Source organism: Providencia burhodogranariea DSM 19968 (assembly GCF_000314855.2).
GTDB lineage: Bacteria > Pseudomonadota > Gammaproteobacteria > Enterobacterales > Enterobacteriaceae > Providencia > Providencia burhodogranariea.
This window is the reverse complement of record NZ_KB233222.1, coordinates 2,121,978-2,142,322: the sequence shown is the minus strand read 5'-3', so window position 1 is coordinate 2,142,322 and position 20,345 is coordinate 2,121,978. Positions and strand designations below refer to the sequence as shown.

At 39.4% G+C, this 20,345-nt stretch carries 14 protein-coding genes; 9 read left to right on the top strand and 5 right to left on the bottom strand.

Annotated elements, in window-relative coordinates:
- Nucleotides 1-75: 75 nt before the first annotated feature.
- Both OOA_RS09170 and asnS read right to left on the bottom strand, forming a co-directional pair.
- A complete protein-coding gene (locus OOA_RS09170; RefSeq protein WP_148284535.1) occupies nucleotides 76-1,170 on the bottom strand; it encodes a porin in 1,095 nt (364 codons plus the stop codon).
- A gap of 538 nt (nucleotides 1,171-1,708) precedes the next feature.
- Nucleotides 1,709-3,109 carry an asparagine--tRNA ligase gene (gene asnS / locus OOA_RS09165; RefSeq protein WP_008911870.1) on the bottom strand — a complete coding sequence of 467 codons (1,401 nt, stop codon included), beginning with the start codon at nucleotides 3,107-3,109 and terminating at the stop codon, nucleotides 1,709-1,711.
- 414 nt (nucleotides 3,110-3,523) lie between these two features.
- Between asnS and OOA_RS20480 the strand changes: the two genes are divergently transcribed.
- On the top strand, nucleotides 3,524-3,712 hold the full coding sequence (locus OOA_RS20480) for a hypothetical protein (RefSeq protein ID WP_148284505.1): 189 nt from the start codon (nucleotides 3,524-3,526) through the stop codon (nucleotides 3,710-3,712).
- On the opposite strand, the gene pncB is transcribed toward OOA_RS20480, so the two are convergent.
- Entirely contained in the window at nucleotides 3,686-4,900 is a 1,215-nt protein-coding gene (gene pncB, locus OOA_RS09160; protein ID WP_008911869.1) for a nicotinate phosphoribosyltransferase, read from the bottom strand. The two genes, OOA_RS20480 and pncB, sit on opposite strands and share 27 nt — an antisense overlap.
- A gap of 830 nt (nucleotides 4,901-5,730) precedes the next feature.
- Between pncB and pepN the strand changes: the two genes are divergently transcribed.
- The gene (gene pepN / locus OOA_RS09155; protein ID WP_008911868.1) at nucleotides 5,731-8,349 is read left to right on the top strand and encodes an aminopeptidase N; all 2,619 of its coding nucleotides are present in this window, start codon (nucleotides 5,731-5,733) and stop codon (nucleotides 8,347-8,349) included.
- A 166-nt stretch (nucleotides 8,350-8,515) separates the two neighbouring features.
- Here the strand turns inward: pepN and OOA_RS20990 are convergent, their stop codons facing one another.
- Nucleotides 8,516-8,647, bottom strand: coding sequence for a hypothetical protein (locus OOA_RS20990; protein WP_269078031.1), 132 nt, complete (start codon nucleotides 8,645-8,647; stop codon nucleotides 8,516-8,518).
- 482 nt (nucleotides 8,648-9,129) lie between these two features.
- On the opposite strand from OOA_RS20990, the gene pyrD reads away from it, so the two are divergent.
- Nucleotides 9,130-10,140 carry a quinone-dependent dihydroorotate dehydrogenase gene (gene pyrD, locus OOA_RS09150; protein WP_008911866.1) on the top strand — a complete coding sequence of 337 codons (1,011 nt, stop codon included), beginning with the start codon at nucleotides 9,130-9,132 and terminating at the stop codon, nucleotides 10,138-10,140.
- A gap of 557 nt (nucleotides 10,141-10,697) precedes the next feature.
- Entirely contained in the window at nucleotides 10,698-11,243 is a 546-nt protein-coding gene (locus OOA_RS09145) for a cell division protein ZapC (protein WP_008911865.1), read from the top strand.
- Nucleotides 11,244-11,338: 95 nt separating this feature from the next.
- On the opposite strand, the gene OOA_RS09140 is transcribed toward OOA_RS09145, so the two are convergent.
- Complete coding sequence (locus OOA_RS09140; RefSeq protein WP_008911864.1) at nucleotides 11,339-12,454, bottom strand: YcbX family protein; 1,116 nt, start codon at nucleotides 12,452-12,454, stop codon at nucleotides 11,339-11,341.
- A gap of 98 nt (nucleotides 12,455-12,552) precedes the next feature.
- On the opposite strand from OOA_RS09140, the gene rlmKL reads away from it, so the two are divergent.
- Genes rlmKL through pqiC form a run of 5 tightly spaced genes read left to right on the top strand, consistent with a single transcriptional unit; the run spans nucleotide 12,553 to nucleotide 20,097 of the window.
- The gene (rlmKL, locus tag OOA_RS09135) at nucleotides 12,553-14,661 is read left to right on the top strand and encodes a bifunctional 23S rRNA (guanine(2069)-N(7))-methyltransferase RlmK/23S rRNA (guanine(2445)-N(2))-methyltransferase RlmL (RefSeq protein ID WP_008911863.1); all 2,109 of its coding nucleotides are present in this window, start codon (nucleotides 12,553-12,555) and stop codon (nucleotides 14,659-14,661) included.
- Nucleotides 14,662-14,675: 14 nt separating this feature from the next.
- Nucleotides 14,676-16,583 carry an ABC transporter ATP-binding protein gene (locus OOA_RS09130; RefSeq protein ID WP_008911862.1) on the top strand — a complete coding sequence of 636 codons (1,908 nt, stop codon included), beginning with the start codon at nucleotides 14,676-14,678 and terminating at the stop codon, nucleotides 16,581-16,583.
- A gap of 36 nt (nucleotides 16,584-16,619) precedes the next feature.
- The gene (pqiA, locus tag OOA_RS09125) at nucleotides 16,620-17,894 is read left to right on the top strand and encodes a membrane integrity-associated transporter subunit PqiA (protein ID WP_071524218.1); all 1,275 of its coding nucleotides are present in this window, start codon (nucleotides 16,620-16,622) and stop codon (nucleotides 17,892-17,894) included.
- Entirely contained in the window at nucleotides 17,891-19,540 is a 1,650-nt protein-coding gene (gene pqiB / locus OOA_RS09120) for an intermembrane transport protein PqiB (protein WP_008911860.1), read from the top strand. Before pqiA ends, pqiB begins: the two co-directional genes overlap by 4 nt.
- On the top strand, nucleotides 19,540-20,097 hold the full coding sequence (gene pqiC, locus OOA_RS09115) for a membrane integrity-associated transporter subunit PqiC (protein ID WP_008911859.1): 558 nt from the start codon (nucleotides 19,540-19,542) through the stop codon (nucleotides 20,095-20,097). The genes pqiB and pqiC overlap by 1 nt, the downstream gene beginning before the upstream one ends.
- Nucleotides 20,098-20,345: the final 248 nt, after the last annotated feature.

Below are 20,345 nucleotides of genomic sequence, written 5' to 3'. Positions count from 1 at the left end.
GATAAGAAAAAGCAGCGCTAAGCGCTGCTTTTCTAATACTAACTTCAATACAGTTTTTATTATCGTAACCGATAATTAGAACTGATAAGTCAGACCTAAACCAACGACGTTGTCAGTGTTGATACCGTAAGATCTAGTGAAGTCATTGTCTTTCAGTAAGTTGATTTTGTAGTCAACTACAGCAGACATATTTTTGTTGAAGTAGTAGTAAGAACCAACAGAAACATATTTAACTAAATCTTCGTTACCTGAAGCCAGGTTTTTACCTTTAGATTGGTTATAACCAATAGATGGTTTCAGACCGAAATCGAACAGGTACTGAGCAACTAATTCAACGTTTTCAGTTTTCTTAGCGATAGTATCAGCATCACCGAAGTGAGTAGTATTCAGCGCTTGACCATACATAGCTGCTAAGTAAACATTGTTAGCGTCGAATTTACCACCAACGTTCCATGCTTCAGCACGTTTACCGTTAGCGTATTTAGCTTTTTGGCCTTCAGTACGAGATGAGTTTGAGTAACCACCACCCAGTGACACACCCCAACCTAAGTCATATGCTGCAGATAAACCGTAGCCATCACCGTTGTTTTTGTATGCTTCTTTAACACCTGATTTATTGTGTTCAGTGTTTTTGCCTTGATATTGCAGAGCAAAGCTCAGGCCATCAACATAACCGAATGCATTGTTGTTACGGTAAGTTAATAGGTTACGGTTACGGCTAGTCATGAACGTGTCAGTCTGAGCCATAGTGTCGCCGCCCCATAATGGGAATACGTCAGTCCATGCGTTCGTGTCATAGATTACGCCGTAGTTACGGCCATAGTCGATTGAACCGAAGTCAGCAAATTTCAGACCAGCGTATGCTAGACGGTTTTTATTTTCAGCACCAGATTCAGTTTTGTTAGTTTTAGTTTCCCACTCGAAACGACCAAAACCAGTCAGTTGATCAGTGATTTGAGTATCACCTTTGAAGCCGATACGAACACGTGAGTCGTCGCCATCTTGGCTTTTAGTACCATTACTACCTTTGCCATCAGCGAAGTAGTGACGAACGTCAACTTTACCGTAAACGTCTAACTTGTTGCCGTCTTTGTTATATACTTCAGCTGCGTTTGCTGCGCCTGCAGCTAACAAAGCTGGGATAACCATTGCAAGAATATTGCGTTTCATCATTATTATTACCCTCATTGGTGTTATTCGGACACCTGCCACTGCCAAAAATAATTCTCAAAATTTTTTGGAACTATTTATGAGAGATTAGTGTCGTCTATGTCGGCGTCCAGTGTTCCATTGCTAAATAAATTTATCTACCCTCAAAGTGCTACAAAAACGAAGATTCTGTAACAAATGGTAACAGGGTGTTTCTAAATGTAAAAAATAGGTCGAAAAAGAAGCGCTGGTAGTACCAGTTTAAAATAATTACAAATTTTAGGGAACTTTTTGAGAAGTCGAGTTGAGCTTTTTTTAAACAGTCAGGAGAGGTTTAGATCATTTTTTTATTCATAGAGGTAAACAAAAAGAATAAAAAACAGAATTTTCTTATCTAAGGTTAAATTGTGTTGGAAAAAAGATGAATTATTGTGTTTTGCTGATAGGGGGATGATGAACTTTTCAGGTTTAGTCAAAAATGATGAGAACTTGAAAAAATATTGGGCTCGATAACGAACCCAATATAATAAGATGCTTCTATTTATATGATTTATCTATATTAGAAAGCTGCATTTTTTGGTGTGCGTGGGAATGGGATAACCTCACGAATGTTACCAACACCCGTGACATAAGTCACTAGGCGCTCAAAACCTAGACCAAATCCTGAATGTGGCACTGTGCCATAACGGCGCAGATCACGATACCACCAGTAATCTTCTTTATTCATGCCCATTTCTTCAAGACGCGCATCTAGTCTATCAAGGCGCTCTTCACGTTGAGAGCCCCCGATGATTTCACCGATACCTGGCGCAAGGACATCCATCGCAGCAACTGTTTTGCCATCTTCGTTAAGGCGCATATAGAACGCTTTAATATCTTTCGGATAGTTTTTAACGACAACAGGTGCTTTAAAGTGTTGTTCTGCTAAATAGCGCTCATGTTCAGACGACATATCAACGCCCCAATATACTGGGTTTTCAAATTTCTGACCGCAGGTTTCGAGGATTTTGATCGCATCAGTGTAATCAACTTGAGCGAAATCAGAGTTAACAAAGCTTTCTAAACGGTTGATTACATCTTTATCAACACGTTGCGCAAAGAACTCTAAGTCGTCACGGCGCTCATCCAGCGCAGCTTTGAAGACATATTTTAGCATTTGCTCTGCAAGACCTGCGATATCATCAAGGTTAGCAAATGCGACTTCAGGCTCCACCATCCAGAATTCAGCCAAGTGACGGCTGGTATTTGAGTTTTCTGCACGGAAGGTTGGACCAAAGGTGTATATCTTACTCAGAGCTGTTGCATAAGTTTCGCCGTTTAGCTGACCTGATACGGTTAAGAAAGCTTCACGCCCAAAGAAGTCTTCACTGAAATCGACTTCACCTTTGTCGTTACGAGGTAGGTTGTTGTAATCCAGCGTAGAAACACGGAACATTTCGCCTGCACCTTCAGTATCGGATGCAGTGATAATCGGTGAGGAAACCCAAAAATAGCCTTGTTCATCAAAAAAACGATGTAATGCTTGTGCCAAGGTATGACGTACACGAGCAACAGCACCAATTAAATTAGTGCGGGGACGCAAGTGAGCTGCTTCACGCAGAAATTCTACGCTATGACGTTTTGCGGCCATTGGGTAAGTATCTGGATCTTCAATCCAACCAACCACTTTAACTGCCGTTGCATCTAATTCAAAAGACTGGCCTTGGCCTGGAGATTCTTTTACTGTACCCGTGACTTCAACAGAACAACCCGTGGTCAGATGCAGGACTTCGTCGTTATAATTCGGTAAATTATTATTGATGACAGCCTGTAACGGATTAAAGCAGGAACCGTCATAAACGGCGAGGAAAGAAAAACCAGCATTTGAATCTCTCCTTGTACGTACCCAGCCTTGAACGGTGACTTCAGAGCCAACCGCCACACGGCCTTGCAGTACATCGACTACAGGCGCTACGATCATAAAAATTACTCTCTTATATATAAACGATATTAACGATGAATATTCATTAACCTAATAAGTGTTAAGTAACTTATAGAGATGAATGAAAGTATAAGTTTTCTCAAATCCCATATTTCAGGGTCGAGGTTCTATGTTACTTGCCGTGGGGCAGGAAACAAGTAAAAAATCACGACATTTGAATCAAAGGCGAACTGAGACTTTTTAGCTAGGGGCTGTTTATCTTTGAAGGTCAATTTTTATTCGAATTAAAAGCCTTTTGAGCAAGGCGAGTGATTCGCCGCCTAGTGAACTAGGCAAGAGCCGCTCAACACAGCGAAAAATCGCGTTTAATCGAACCCAAAGGGCGCTTTCCTTTAGGGTTTGGGGTTATGTGATGTTATTTTAATAACCTCAATAGGTGACATAATAAAACTGATGTCATTTCAATCAATTAGTGCAGTAAAAATAAGCAGCAAAGATAAACATCCCCTAAAACCTAGTTGGCATATTAATAGCAAGTCAGTAAAAGCAAAAGCGCTTTTCTTGCGTGATACCCCAAAAAGTCAATATTGGGTATCACGCAATGGAAAAAGCCCATTAACAGGCTTTTTCCATTTTTGGTAGGTCGAAGGCTTTGCGTAGTTGATTGACGAACTCATCATCTTCACAAATGGTTTTTCCTGGGCTATCAGATAGTTTTGCAACAGGCTTACCATTACATTCAACGAGTTTGATCACAATATTGAGAGGAACAACCTGCGGAATATTACAAGTTAGCCTTGTGCCAATACCAAATACGAGATTAATGCGTTTATGGAAATAGCGATATAGCTCTAATGATTTTTGCAAATCCAAGCTATCAGAAAACACCAGCGTTTTACTCATTGGGTCAATCCCCAATTTTTCATAATGAGCAATCGCTTTTTTACCCCATTCAATCGGGTCACCTGAATCGTGGCGTAATCCTTGGTAGCGCTTCGCAAAATTAATATCAAAATCGCGTAAAAAAGCATCCATGGTGATACAGTCAGTCAAGGCGATACCTAACTGGTCTGGGTATTCATCTAGCCAGCTTTGTAGCGCAGCTCGCTGGCTATTCGCTAATTCAGGGCTGATTTGTTGATGGGCTTGGAACCACTCATGTGCTTGAGTACCGACTGGCGCTAACCCTAGTTCATGGGCAAGCTTGTAGTTACTTGAGCCGACAAGATATGGAAATTCTTTTTTAAGCATTGAAACGATGGCAGATTGCACGTCATAAGAAAAACGACGGCGAGTTCCGAAGTCCATCAATTTGAAGTTTGTAAGATCAACATTATGCTCTGCGGCTTGTGCATAAAATACAGAGAGTAATTTTTTTAGCTGTTTAACCGCATCCTCACGGGTGACTTGTGGATGCCGATTACGCTGGACAATTTCACTAACCAGAGCAAGTAGTGGAACTTCCCACATAATAACTTCGCTCCAAGGGCCACTAATACGGATAGCGAGTTGCCCATCATCCGCTGTAGTAATGTTCACTTGTTCGGGTTTAAAGCGAAAAATCTTCAGCCATGCAAGATAGTCATCTTTGAAAAACGGGAGGGTAGTTAAGTAGCGAGACTCTTCATCAGTTAGAGAAAGGTCAGCCATTAAATTAACCTGTTGGCGTATTTCATTGGCATAAGTGCCTAAAATTTCACTACTACGACAGCGGAACTCGGCGACAACCGGAACTTGACTGTAATGGTGAAAAACGGCCTGCTGCATATGAAGCTTATAAGCATCAGTATCGAGCAGTGATGTAATGATCGGTGTAGCGTCTAAATTCATGGCGCGCAGACATCCTCGCGGAGCTTATCTACTTAGCTATACCCATAATATATTACATGTTGCGGAGGTTGTTCCATTTAGCTACCCGAACGACACCGTATTGTGCCTGCTCTGGGATATCTTCACTGAATGCCTACCTGTAACTTGAATTATTTTGGATACAAATCGTTAAGGTTGGAAAAGTATACTCACTTTGACAAAAGATAGAAGTCTTATTGTGTGACCCTATGTATCGCTCTTTTGTATGAGAGTACTCCAATTATGCATCTGCTCAATAGGCGTTAATATTGAGCAGACGGTTATTAGTACTAAACAAGCGTTAATATGCACGCTTTCAATCACCAAACTTATACCAGTAATCGTTCGAATGGCATGGTTGTTAATTTAGCTAAACTAGCCAAGTTGCATCGTTCATCTATGTGGTTCGCTATCTTCGTTTGTCGCTTACATGCAAATCGAATTATTTAGGGTATACAAAGTGATACTAACATGTAATTTTCTATTTAATAGTGCCATAGCATCAACAGACAAACCAAATCTTAACAGTTTTATATATTGAAGTAACAAATCAAAAACATTAGGTGATGAAAATGTTTCTCATACCCATTCACATTCTGCCAGCGTATAGTATTGTATATACTTAACATACTTCAAATTGCATAAATATTGACTTGCGTTTAATGGCTTTGATAAAAGTGTTATTTATGTTCAATGTGCTTTTTTCACAGGAAGGTATCGCTTAGCTTGTCCCCTACATGCAATTTGAACTATTTTATATATACAAGAAAGTGAAAATCACGATATCGAATTAACGAATAAAAAGGTTACTTATGACCCAGTTGCGACAAGCGAAATATCGTCAGGACTATCAAGCTCCTGATTATACTATCTCAGAAATTGATCTCGATTTTATCCTCGACCCTACAAAAACGGTTGTCACGGCAACTAGCCAAGTTAAGCGCATTAATCCACAGTCCTCTTCGCTTGAATTACATGGCGAAGATCTTGTTCTAGTCAGTGTTGAAGTGAATGGCCAATCTTGGGCTCATTATAAAGAGCAAGAGAGCAAATTAATTATCGAGTCATTGCCAGAAGCTTTTACTTTGCGAATTGTGAATGAAATCAGTCCAGAGAAAAATACTGCATTAGAAGGTTTATATGTTTCTGGCGATGCTTTATGTACACAATGTGAGGCTGAAGGCTTCCGACATATTACTTATTACCAAGACAGGCCTGATGTTTTAGCGCGCTACACGACGACAATTACGGCAGATAAACAACGTTATCCTTATTTGTTATCAAATGGTAACCGTATTGCTGAAGGTGTTCTTGAAGATGGACGTCATTGGGTTAAATGGGAAGATCCGTTTCCAAAACCAAGTTACTTATTCGCTTTAGTTGCCGGTGATTTTGATGTCCTTAGCGATATTTTTATCACACGCAGTGGACGGGAAGTCGCCTTAGAACTGTTTGTTGATAAAGGCAATCTTGATCGTGCACCATGGGCAATGCAATCGCTGAAAAATGCTATGAAATGGGATGAAGAACGCTTTGGTCTTGAATATGATCTTGATATTTATATGATTGTTGCTGTTGATTTCTTTAATATGGGTGCAATGGAAAACAAAGGCCTGAATGTCTTCAATTCAAAATATGTCCTCGCAAAAAATGAAACAGCAACCGATAAAGACTATTTGAATATCGAGGCTGTTATCGGTCATGAGTATTTCCATAACTGGACGGGCAACCGTATTACATGTCGTGACTGGTTCCAGCTTAGTTTAAAAGAAGGTTTAACTGTTTTCCGCGATCAAGAATTTAGCTCAGATTTAGGTTCTCGTTCAGTTAACCGAATTAATAATGTTAAAGTGATGCGAGCCGCTCAGTTTGCTGAAGATGCGAGTCCGATGGCACATCCAATTCGCCCCGAAAAAGTGATTGAGATGAATAACTTTTATACCTTGACGGTTTATGAAAAAGGTTCTGAAGTTATTCGTATGATCCACACTTTATTGGGTGAGGAGATGTTCCAAGCGGGTATCCAGCTTTATGTACATCGTCATGATGGTAGTGCAGCAACTTGTGATGATTTTGTGCAAGCTATGGAAGATGCATCAAATGTGGATCTTTCTTTATTCCGCCGTTGGTACAGCCAGTCAGGTACACCAGTCTTAACTGTTCGTGACGAATATTTCCCCGAAAGACAGCAATATGTTTTGCATGTTAATCAAATGACGCCACCAACAGCGGATCAGGCAGATAAACAACCATTACATATTCCTCTGGATGTTGAGTTGTATGGTGAAGATGGTGCAGTTATTCCTCTGAAACATTTAGGTAGCACGGTTAATTCAGTGCTCAATGTGACACAAGAATCACAAAGCTTCACGTTTGATGAAGTCACTAGCCAGCCAATACCTTCACTTCTACGAGAATTCTCTGCACCAGTTAAGTTAGATTATGCTTATAGTGATGAGCAACTTGCATTTTTAATGAAGTATTCTCGTAATGATTTTTCTCGTTGGGATGCAGCTCAGCAACTGATCAATAATTATGTGAAAAGTAATGTGGTTAACCAGCAAGCGGGCAAACCATTAGTGTTCCCAGAACATGTAATTGACGCATTTCGTGCTGTTTTACTGAGTGATTCAATTGATCCCGCTTTAATTGCACTCATTTTGACTTTGCCTTCTGAAAATGAAATGGCGGAATCATTCCAAACGATCGACCCTGATGCGATTCATATTGTTGCAGATTTCATTGCTCATCAATTGGCAACTGAAATGGCCGATGAGTTTTTAGCTGTTTATCAATCAATTAAAATTGATGGTTATCGTGTCGATCACCAAGATATAGCTAAACGAGCACTTCGTAATATTTGTCTGCAATATATTGCAGCAGGGGATTCTCAAGAACTGGCTAATAAATTAGTGTCTGCACAATTTAAATCAGCAGATAATATGACGGATTCTCTGGCCGCGTTAACCGCAGCGAGTGAATCTCAGTTGCCATGCCTTGAACAACTGATGACTGAATTCGATGAACGTTGGCATCAAGATGGATTAGTGATGGATAAATGGTTCATGCTGCAAGGTTCGAGTCCAGCATCAGACGTATTGGAAAAAGTGCGTAGCCTGCTGAAACATCGTTCATTTAGCATGAGTAATCCGAATAGAATTCGTTCTTTAGTCGGCGCATTTACCTCAGGTAATCCATCCGCATTCCATGCACAAGATGGGAGTGGTTATCAATTCCTCTATGAAATTTTAGTTGATTTGAATACACGTAATCCGCAAGTGGCCTCAAGATTGATCGAGCCATTGATCCGCTTGAAACGTTACGATGAAAAACGCCAAAGTTTAATGCGTAATAAGCTTGAGCAACTCAAAGGGTTAGAAAACCTATCAGGCGATCTATTCGAAAAAGTCACTAAAGCACTTGAAAGTTAAGCCGTTTATTTAATAGTACAAAGTTCGTTATCGGCAACCCCTGAAATTGATTTCAGGGGTTTTTGTTTTATGAATTAATTTAATCAGAAAATCAGAAATTGAGATTTTTTAATATTCGATACTTACTTGCTGGTATCTTAAAGTTAGTTACTTAGTGATACAGATATTACTGTTTTATCGTTAACGCAAAGGTTGCTAATTCAAGCAGTTTGGTTATTTTTTGTTCTTTTTCATAACGTTTATAACTTCTTAGACTGATCCCAAGTTCTTCAGATGCTCGCTCTTGATCCCAGTTCATCCCTCGTCTCCAAAGCCTTAGTTCAAATCCAGTCATATTTCCTCTATTAAATTATGCTAAAAGTGCCAATATGTCACTTTTAGCATAATTTAATACGTTATTCGAGTTCAAAAGAGATTTCACCACTGTTATCTGATGAGTCTGATATCTTGACTGCAAAGATCAACAGTCCTTTGAAGTATGATGAATATAGATTGATATTTTCGTGGATTAAGTTACACAAGATAGGGTAATCTATATCGCGTTTTATCAGATGAAAATAACTGCTCGTTGGAAAATAACCTTGGCAAACTTGATTTGGCGGGTTTTTTGATGCGCAGAATATTGTGTCTTTAATCGCTTTATACACCAAATAATTCAGGTTGTCGGTAGGCGGTAAGTGAACGAGTTACTAGCCGCGCAGATAACTCCGTGACTAGGATGATAAACCTCAAATCGGCAACTGAAGTATTAAGGGTATAGACATAAATAGGTTATTGGATATGTTATATCACCTTGCCCGCAAGGCTTTATTCCAGTTAGACCCAGAAAAAGCCCATGAACTGACTTTTCGCCAACTTCATCGTTTAAATAACTCTCCTTTTAAATGCCTCTTACGTCAATCTATTGCGACTAAACCTGTTCAATGTATGGGACTATCATTTAAAAATCCGCTAGGGCTTGCTGCTGGTTTGGATAAAGATGGTGAATGCATCGATGCTTTTGGCGCAATGGGATTTGGTTTTATTGAGGTTGGTACAGTGACACCTCGACCACAATTAGGTAATGATAAACCTCGTTTATTCAGGCTGCCAGAAGCTGAAGGGCTTATCAACCGTATGGGATTTAACAATAAAGGCGTTGATAACCTGGTTGAGAACGTCAAAAAAGCAAGGTATGGCGGGATCATTGGCATAAATATTGGTAAAAATAAAGATACGCCAGTTGAACAAGGTAAAGACGATTATTTAATTTGTATGGATAAAGTGTATTCGCACGCAGGATATATTGCCATTAACATATCATCACCAAATACTCCAGGCTTACGTACATTGCAATATGGAGATGCATTAGATGATCTATTAAATGGAATAAAAGTGAAACAACTTGAACTCCAATTGAAATATCAAAAATATGTTCCCGTGGCTGTAAAAGTTGCTCCTGATCTAACAGAAGAAGAAATAATACAAGTTACAGACAGTTTAGTTCGTCATAATATTGATGGTGTGATTGCAACTAATACCACTTTAGATCGTGATTTAGTTCAAGGATTAAATCATTGTAATGAGGCTGGTGGCTTAAGTGGGCGTCCTGTTCAACTTAAAAGTACTGAAGTTATCAGAATACTTTCTCGTGAATTAAACGGTAAATTACCTATTATTGGTGTTGGTGGAATTGACTCATTAACAGCAGCACGAGAAAAAATAGAAGCAGGGGCATCATTGATCCAAATTTATTCTGGTTTTATATATCATGGCCCTAAATTAATAAAAGATATTGTGAATCATATTTAGTTTACTAGAAATTTACTTAAGTGGGGCTTTATTTATGCCCCTTTTTAATTTATATTGAAAATACTTGTCATACTTCAATTTGTATGGTTATTGGCTATACTTAGCTAGTCGGGTTACATAGTTTATCTATGTCCTCAGTCTACCTTTACTTATCGCCTACATGTAAATCGAATTATGTAGAGTATAGATTGCTTATTTTTAATCGTTATTTTAATCGTTTTTGAGGCAGAGTTATCTGGAATTATACGCAAAATAACTCAAGTGCAGTTAGGTAAGCGAGCAGAAGAATATTCCTAGAATGGCAATAATAATGTGATTTAGGGAGCTGAGCGAACTCAACGGCGTCTTGATATATTATGAGTATATACTCAAAATATTTCAAATTATGTATAGGTGATAAAAAACTATTTATATGAAAAAACCCAAATAGATTAGACAATACTGTAATTTGAGTCGCGGAGTGTAGAATTTTATTGCGAACACGCGGCATAAAACTAAAAGTCTGGTGGGTTATATATTAAAAGTAGGTTTGCCTATAAATCGCTATGGGATCGTTTATGAAAATTAAACCCGATGATCATTGGCGTTGGTATTTTGATCATGACCATGACAGGTTAATGTTAGATCTTGCTAACGGCATGATATTTCGCTCATGCTTCCCAGCCAAAATGTTAACAGTTTGTGCTCGTACTGAGATGCCTTTTAGCATTGAAGATGCCGGTGAGTTTTATATATTTGATGAGCAGGCTAAAAGATTAAATCTATCAAATGAAGAAAGAGCTGAATTAGTCTTAAATAGCTTAGTGGCATTTCGTTTTTTAAAACCTCAAATGCCGAAAAGTTGGTATTTTTCATCTTTTCACGAAATTGAAATGCCATCTCAGGGGCAACTTATTCAAGTTGACTTAGAAAATACAAACAGTATTGCTACATTTATTATTGCAGAAGCAGGTGCATCGGCGAGTTTATGTTTGTTAGCCGAAGCTCAATTAGAATTACCTGATCGTAAATTGCGATTTTGTGATCCAATTAAGATCATGAATGATCGCATGCTGCGGTATAAACGTAAAACCAGTGGTTTGTTATATGGAAATGTTATTTAATTGATCGTCCATGATCTTTTTTTGATAGCTATTCTTTATGTCCGCCAATAAAATAAACCTATAAATAATCGTTATTGGTATGCTGGCATAAAAAATTACTGTAAAGATAATTTGAGTGCGCTTTTAGGAATACAACTACAGGTTAATATATAGCCATTATCTTTAATTGCACTTTGTTTTAAAGGTGTAACTTCCCCTTCAATAAGCTTTATTTTACATTGCCCACAAATCCCAGCACGGCACGAATAAGGTAATGACACACCTTTTGCTTCAAGTTGTTCGAGAATGACCTCTTGAGTATTTCCATCATATACATTGTTTTCAAATGTGAGCGTCACTGAACTTAATGGCAGTTGAATATCTTCTGGTTTAATATCAGTCTCTCTTTCTTGTGGGAAATATTGGCTCGATTGTTTCTTTTCAAGCACAGTAATTGTATCGCCAACACGAATAATGCCAGTATTATTGATAATCATATTTTGCCCGAAATCAATCTTACCGTTCTCGGTCGTACGGAATGTTTGTAGGGTTGCTAATGGTTCACGATTAGGGTGTTTAATGCCTTTATCCGGGCTGACAGTTGTTAAGATACAACGGCTACAGGGAGAGTCTAAGGTAAATACGACATCACCAATTTGAATCTTTTGCCAAGTATCTTCTTCAAAAGGTTGTGCTCCCGTAATAATCAAATTGCCTCGAAATTGTTCAAGCTTGATACTGGCAGGGCAGCGTTTTTGTAATTCTTGTACTGAGGCTTCATTAATAAGTAAGAATGGGTAACCATCAGCAAAAGATAATGGAACATCAGGAATGGTTTTAACACGACGGGATAGCTGAGAACTTAACCAACGAAGTTGTACTGGCTCGTCAAAATAGCGACTTAACCAAGAATTAATGGCCTCAGGTGCAATTAGTGCATGAAAATGATTGCCCCATACTTCTGTTGGACTCTGATTTTGATCAAAGTCCTGATACAATACTGTCACACTTTCACCATCAGGTGCTTTGAGATAAAGACCATTATTTAGCATTGCTGGTGTAAATAGTAACATCTGCGGGTATTTTCTTGCCGTGATAAATTTACCTTCCTGTGTTGTTACCATAAAATTACGATCAAATATTAGCCCGCTGGTATCTGCGTATGCATGGGAGAGTCGTATACCTCTCATTGATTTAATGGGGTGTGTATAAAGACGTGAAAGCGTTATCATTTTTTAATCCTTAAAATTGTTGCTGAGCAACTTTATGACAAGCGCATAAGATTAGCTATAATGCGCAACAATTTTTCATCCAATTTGGTAAAAATACTATGAATTCTCTGTTTGCCAGCACAGCTCGTGGCCTAGAAGAACTATTGAAATCGGAATTAGAAGCTCTAGGCGCTAGCCAGTGCAAAATTGCACAAGGGGGCGTCCATTTTCAGGCTGATGAACGGGTTATGTATCAGAGTCTGCTCTGGAGCAGGCTGGCATCCCGTATCTTATTACCATTGAATGAGTTTGATGTTTATAGTGACTTAGATTTGTATCTTGGTGTGCAAGTTATCGACTGGACTGAGATTTTTTCAGTGACCGATACATTTTCTGTACATTTTAGTGGTACCAATGATGAGATCCGTAACAGCCAATATGGTGCATTAAAAGTTAAAGATGCCATTGTCGATTGCTTCGTGCGTAAAATCGATCAGCGACCAGATGTTGCACGCCAGCAGCCTGATATCCGTGTGAATGTATATCTAAATAAAGAAAAGGCGAGTGTCGCATTAGATTTGAGTGGTGACTCAATGCATATTCGCGGTTATCGTGATTTAGCTGGGCAAGCTCCACTAAAAGAAAACTTAGCTACGGCTATTATTAATCGTTCAGGTTGGCAGAAAGACACACCGCTTGTTGATCCAATGTGTGGCTCTGGAACTTTATTAATAGAAGCTGCGATGATGGCTGCTGATAGAGCACCGGGCTTACATCGTGATCATTGGGGCTTTTATGCTTGGTCAAAATACAATCCAGAATTATGGCGTGAGCTCACAACAGAAGCTCAAGTACGCTTTCGTCAGGGCTTAAAAGATACGACCTCACGTTTTTATGGTTTTGATATTGATAAGCGTGTTTTAGATATGGCACGTTCTAATGCTCGTAGAGCTGGGGTTCAGGAGCTGATTAGCTTTAACCAAGGTGATGCGGCGATGTTAGAAAATCCAGTGAAAACTGACATCAAAGGTACTATTTTAAGCAACCCACCTTATGGTGAACGTTTAGAAAGTGAACCTGCTCTAATTGCACTCCATAGCCAATTGGGTCGAGTTGTTAAAGCACGCTTCCCTGGATGGCGTTTATCAATTTTTAGTGGCTCACCTGAATTGTTAAGTTGTTTGCAGCTACGTTCTGAGCGCGAATTCAAAGCCAAAAATGGCCCACTTGATTGTGTGCAAAAGAATTATTTATTAGCAGAATCACCATCTGAAACTGTGGGTGAAATTTCTCCTGATTTTGCGAACCGCCTGCGTAAAAACCATAAAAAACTCAGTAAATGGGCTAAACAACAAGGTATCGACTGTTACCGTGTTTATGATGCTGATTTACCTGAATATAACGTTGCTGTAGATATTTATGGTAGCAAAGTGATTGTTCAAGAATATGCCCCACCAAAAACAGTTGATGAGCGCAAAGCACGCCAGCGTTTATTTGATGTCATCACTGCGACGATGAATGTTTTACAGCTTTCATCAAATCAATTGATATTGAAGACGCGTCAACGTCAGAAAGGTAAGCAACAATATGAAAAACTGGCACAAAAAGATGATTTCTTTTTAGTGCAAGAATACAACGCCAAAATGCTTGTTAACTTAACTGACTATCTAGATACTGGCCTATTCTTAGATCACCGTATTGCACGTCGAATGTTAGGTCAAATGAGTAGTGGGGCTGATTTTCTTAATCTATTCTGTTACACCGGTTCTGCAACGGTGCATGCTGGGTTGGGTGGGGCGAAAAGCACCACGTCAGTGGACATGTCCCGCACTTATTTAGAATGGGCTGAGAAAAACTTACAAGCAAACGGCCTAAGTGGACGCCAACATCGATTGATCCAAGCAGATTGCTTGAGCTGGTTAGCAAATAGTGATGAACAATTTGATTTGATCTTTATTGATCCACCAACATTTTCAAATTCAAAACGCATGGATGGCACATTCGATGTTCAGCGTGATCATGTTCAGCTAGTTACCCATTTAAAACGTTTATTGCGTCGTGGCGGAACCATTATGTTCTCTAATAACAAGCGTGGTTTTAAAATGGATGTAGAAGCATTGAATGAGTTAGGCCTACAAGCTAATGAAATAACAGCAAAAACTTGTTCAGAAGACTTTGCTCGTAACCGTCAGATTCATAACTGCTGGCTGATCCGCCACGCAGCGTAAAGGATAAAAAATCAATGGCTTTAATTAATTTGTCCGGTGCTTATCTTGCCTTTAGTGATGCACCTTTGTTGGATAATACCGAAATACATATCGAAGAGAACGAACGTGTCTGTTTGGTCGGCCGTAATGGTGCCGGCAAGTCAACACTAATGCGTGTATTAACGAAAGAGCAGCCTCTTGATGATGGCCAGTTACTGTATCAACAAGATTTAGTGGTCGCACGTTTACAACAAGATCCGCCTCGTAATGTTGAAGGTACTATTTTTGATTTTGTTGCGGAAGGTGTCGCAGAGCAAGCTGAATATCTCAAAGACTATCATCACGTTTCTAAATTAGTCGAAGAAGATCCAAGTGAAAAGAATTTAAATAAACTCGCTGAAGTACAAGAAATTCTGGATACCCGTAATTTATGGTTATTAGATTCACGTATCAGTGATGTGCTTAAAAAATTAGATTTACCTGCTGATGCACAATTGTCTTCGCTATCGGGTGGATGGTTACGAAAAGCGGCTCTGGGTCGTGCATTGGTGAGCAATCCACGCGTTTTATTCCTTGATGAGCCGACAAACCACTTGGATATCGAAACTATCTTGTGGTTAGAAAACTTTTTGAAAGATTTCCAAGGTAGCATCGTATTTATTTCCCATGACCGTTCCTTTATTCGTAATATGGCAACACGCATTATTGATCTGGATAGAGGGAAACTGATGTCATGGCCGGGTAACTATGACAATTATTTGGAAGCAAAAGAAGAAGCTCTACGTGTAGAAGAGATGCAAAATGCAGAATTCGATCGTAAATTAGCTCAAGAAGAAACATGGATCCGTCAAGGCATCAAAGCAAGACGCACGCGTAATGAAGGGCGTGTACGCGCATTAAAAGCATTACGTGTTGAACGCTCAGAGCGCCGTGAAGTGATGGGTAGTGCAAAAATGCAGGTCGGGGAAGCAGCTCGTTCTGGAAAAATCGTTTTTGAAATGGAAAACGTTAACTACCAAATCGATGGCAAAGTGTTGGTTAATGATTTCAGTGCTCAAGTTATGCGTGGTGACAAAATTGCGCTAGTTGGGCCGAATGGCTGTGGTAAAACGACACTATTAAAGTTAATGCTTGGAGACTTACAAGCAGATAGCGGAAAAGTGCATTGTGGTACTAAGCTAGAAGTGGCTTATTTTGATCAACATCGTGCAGCATTAGACCCAGATAAAACGGTGATGGATAACCTTGCTGAAGGTAAGCAAGAAGTCATGGTTAATGGTAAGCCACGTCATGTTTTAGGTTATTTACAAGATTTCATGTTCCCACCAAAACGTGCGATGACGCCTGTTCGTGCATTATCAGGTGGTGAACGTAATAGATTGCTACTTGCCCGCCTATTTTTAAAACCAAGCAATTTATTGATCCTCGATGAACCAACAAATGACCTTGATGTCGAAACGCTTGAATTACTTGAAGAGCTAGTAGATGGCTATCAAGGTACTGTTTTGTTAGTGAGCCATGACCGTGAATTCGTTGATAACAGTGTGACAGAGTGTTGGATTTTTGAAGGTGACGGTGTTATTAACCGTTTCACTGGTGGTTATTTTGATGCTCAGCAGCAAAAAGCACAAACAGTGAGTTTGAAAGCTACACAACAAAGTAAAATCGCGAATCAAGATAAATCGCTTAAGGAAAAAGAACCGACAAAGCGAAATAATAAGATTAGCTACCATTTACTCCGTGAATTAGAACAACTACCATCCAAGTTGGAGCAACTTGAAACTGAAATTGAAAAGTTGCAAGCAATTGTGGGCGATGCCGACTTCTTTAACCAACCTCATGATGAGACAGAAAAAACATTGAGTAAGTTGAGTGAGAAAGAACAAGAGTTGGAACAAGCATTTGATCGTTGGCAAGAACTTGAATTATTGAAAAATAGTTAGTTCTTATAATCAGGAAATAAGAAGGGGCGAATCACCTTGTGTTCTCATGAATCTCATGAACATGTGCTGTGTACACAGTGCGACATGCTCGTTGCAGTGCCTGAATTAAAAGAAGGTACTAAAGCGACCTGTCCGCGCTGCCATACGACGCTAATCGCAAAGTGGCGTTATCCTTATAAGCAACCTGCGGCTTATGCGTTTAGTGCATTAATTATGTTGTTTGTTGCTTGTTTATTTCCGTTTGTGAAAATGAGTGCGGCTGGAATTGAAAATGAAATCTCGATATTTCAAATTATTGAGATTATTTCTACGACGCGCTATAGCGGCTTAGCGTTATTTTTCCTGTTTTTTGCGTTGGTGATCCCTGCGTTTTGTATGGTGACAATCATACTACTCGGCCTTCAGGTGTATATTCCAAAAAAACCGAAAGTGTGGATAAGCCGTATTCTGTTCCAGATGAAATCTTGGTGTATGGCGGAAATTTTCCTCGCAGGTGTTCTTGTTAGCTTCGTAAAATTGATTGCTTATGGTGACATCGGTGTTGGTTTAAGTTTTCTGCCATACTGCCTATATTGTGTTTTACAAGTCAGGGCATTTCAATGCCTTGATCGGCACTGGATGTGGAACAAAATTGAAGCTGCTCCTAAGATTGAGCAAAAATTAAAAGTAGGGCAGACAGGGATAAGCCAAAATATCAGATTATGCCTAGTTTGTACTGCTATTTTACCTGCAGAACAGTCTCAATGTCCTCGGTGTCATGCGCATGGTAGTGTTCGTAAAAATCAAAGTATACAGTGGACATTAGCACTATTATTGACCTCAATTATCTTATATATCCCCGCTAATGTGCTACCTGTTATGACAACGAGTATGTTAGGAAGTGATTTGCACTCGACTATTATGGATGGTGTCATTTTACTTTGGGGGGATGGGTCGTATCCTGTCGCATTGATCATTTTCATTGCCAGTATTATGGTGCCATCGTTAAAAATGATTGGTATTGCATGGTTGTGTCTTGATTCGCAAGGTTATGGTAACCGTGACCCACATCGAATGCATTTTATTTATGAATTAGTCGAGTATGTAGGGCGTTGGTCTATGATTGATGTCTTTGTAATTACCATTTTGGCTTCATTGGTACAAATGGGTCAATTGATGAGTATAGTCCCCGCACTGGGCGTTATTTTCTTTGGTGTCGTCGTTATTTTAACGATGTTTGCTGCGATAACTTTTGACCCTAGATTGACATGGGATCGCTGCGAAAAGAGAAATGCGTTAAAAGTTGCCGAACAAGAAGGAGCCATCGGGTGAGTGAACAAGAAACGCCACAGGCTAACGCCAAAGTCAGTAAATTGAAAAGCTGGTCACCTGTTTGGGTGATCCCTATCATCACCGTTTTTATCGGTGCTTGGATATTGTTTTACCACTTTAGTCATCAAGGACCTGAGGTTACTTTAATTACTTACAATGCTGAAGGCATTGAAGCGGGTAAAACTAAAATTAAGAGCCGTAGTGTTGATATTGGTATCGTTGAAAGCGTGACATTAGATGACAATTTTAGCCGAGTTGTCATTAAAGCTCGCCTTAATAGCGAAATGAAAGACTTGCTGCGTACAGACTCTGCTTTTTGGATCGTCAAACCTACTATTGGGCGTGAAGGCGTAACAGGCTTAGGAACCTTGCTATCGGGTGTTTTTATTGAATTACAACCGGGCCGAGATACTAAAGAGCATTCAGAATTTACGTTACTTGACTCACCACCGTTAGCGTCACCAGATGCTAAAGGTATTCGTATTGTTCTTACCAGTGAAAAGGCTGGGCAACTAAATGCGGGTGACCCAGTATTGTTCAGAGGCTATCGTGTTGGCTCTGTTGAGACTAGCGAATTCGATATGAATAATCGCGATATGCGCTATCAACTGTTTATCAATGCACCTTATGACAAGCTAATTAGTACAAATGTGCGTTTTTGGAAAGATAGTGGTATTGCTTTTGATATGTCATCACAAGGAATCCATGTTGAATTAGGCTCTATTGCGACATTGTTGTCAGGTGGGGTCAGCTTTGATGTCCCTACAGGATGGCTTCCTGGAGATAATGTTAAAGAAGCATCGGAATTCAGGCTATTTGATAACCAAGGTAGCATTCAGAACTCTCTCTATACTCAGTACCAAGATTATGTAATGTTTTTCTCTGACTCTATCAGAGGATTGCAACCCGGAGCGCCTGTTGAGTTTAGAGGCATTCGTTTAGGTACTGTTGCGCAAGTGCCTTTCTATACAAAAGGTCTTGACCAAAAATTAGGCAATGATTTCCGTATTCCTGTACTGATTCATATTGAGCCAGAGCGTTTTGCTAAAGATGTTGGAGCGGATTTTAATCTGAATACTGAACTTGAAGCCGCGATGAAAAATGGACTTCGAGCCTCATTAAAATCCGGTAATTTCTTAACAGGTGCATTATTCATTGACCTCGATTTTGTTCAGAATGAATCTGAATACAAAGGGCCAGATGTTATTGCAGGATACAAAATTATTCCAACAACCAGTGGCGGCTTGGCGCAAATTCAGCAAAAAGTGATTTCTGTACTGGATAAAATCAATAGCATGCCGATTGAGCCAATGTTGAATCAAACAACTCAAACCCTTGCTGATGGGCAAAAAACCATCAAGGAAGCGCAAGTAATGCTTTCTGAACTGAATAAATTGATGGGAAGTAAAGAATTCCAAAACTTGCCTCAGGATATGCAAAAAACATTGAGCGAAATGAATCGTGCAATGCAAGGATTCCAACCAGGTTCACCGGCATACAACAAGATGGTTGATAACATGCAGCGTTTAGACCAGGTTCTTAGGGAAGTTCAACCATTGCTACGTACTTTGAATAATAAGAGTAATGCCCTTGTATTCGAAGCTGAGCCATCGAAGGATCCTGTGCCTAAAGGAGTGAAAAAATAATGAGATATCTTTTATCAATATTTGTTTTAATGCTGGCGGCTTGTAGTAGCACACCGGATAAAATGTACTACCAATTACCAGTGAAACCACCAGCGACTCAAACTGCTACAGTGATGAGCGAACAAAATCAGATTTGGCTGCAACGTGTTATGTTAGCGGATGTTCTGACATCAAACGGGATTACTTATCAGACTTCAGATGTGAGTTATAGTAACGCTAGCTCTCATTTATGGGCGAGTCCATTAGAGCAACAGTTAGGGCAATCGATGGTAAGCGAGCTATCCTCAGCGCTTCCTGCACGGCTAGTTTCATTACAGCCATTGCAGAATTCGCCTGATACCCTAGATATCACGCTTACTGCTTTCAATGGCCGCTATGATGGTACAGTACTGGTTCAAGGTTTTTGGACAGTATCACGTGGTAAAGAGGTGATACGTCGTAATTTTGATATTCAACTCGAGCAAAAAGAAGATGGCTATCCTGAGTTAGTGAGAACACTATCAAATGGTTGGCAGCAAGTTGCAGATGGAATAGCAAAAGAGATCAGCAAACCTTAATTAGCATTATTATTTTTGTATAAAATGCATCTCATATTCTAATGAATGGAGGTGCATTTTTTATTAATTCTGTTGTAAATCATTCGAGTAGGCAGCTTCATAAAATAACGAATTATAAATAAAAAGAACATAACTATATGAAATATCAAAGAGTTGATGTTTTTTGAATATGCAAATCACATTTATAACATTTATGACATTTATATGAAATTCTTTACTTGATTTCCTATCGAGCGAGCGGTATTTCT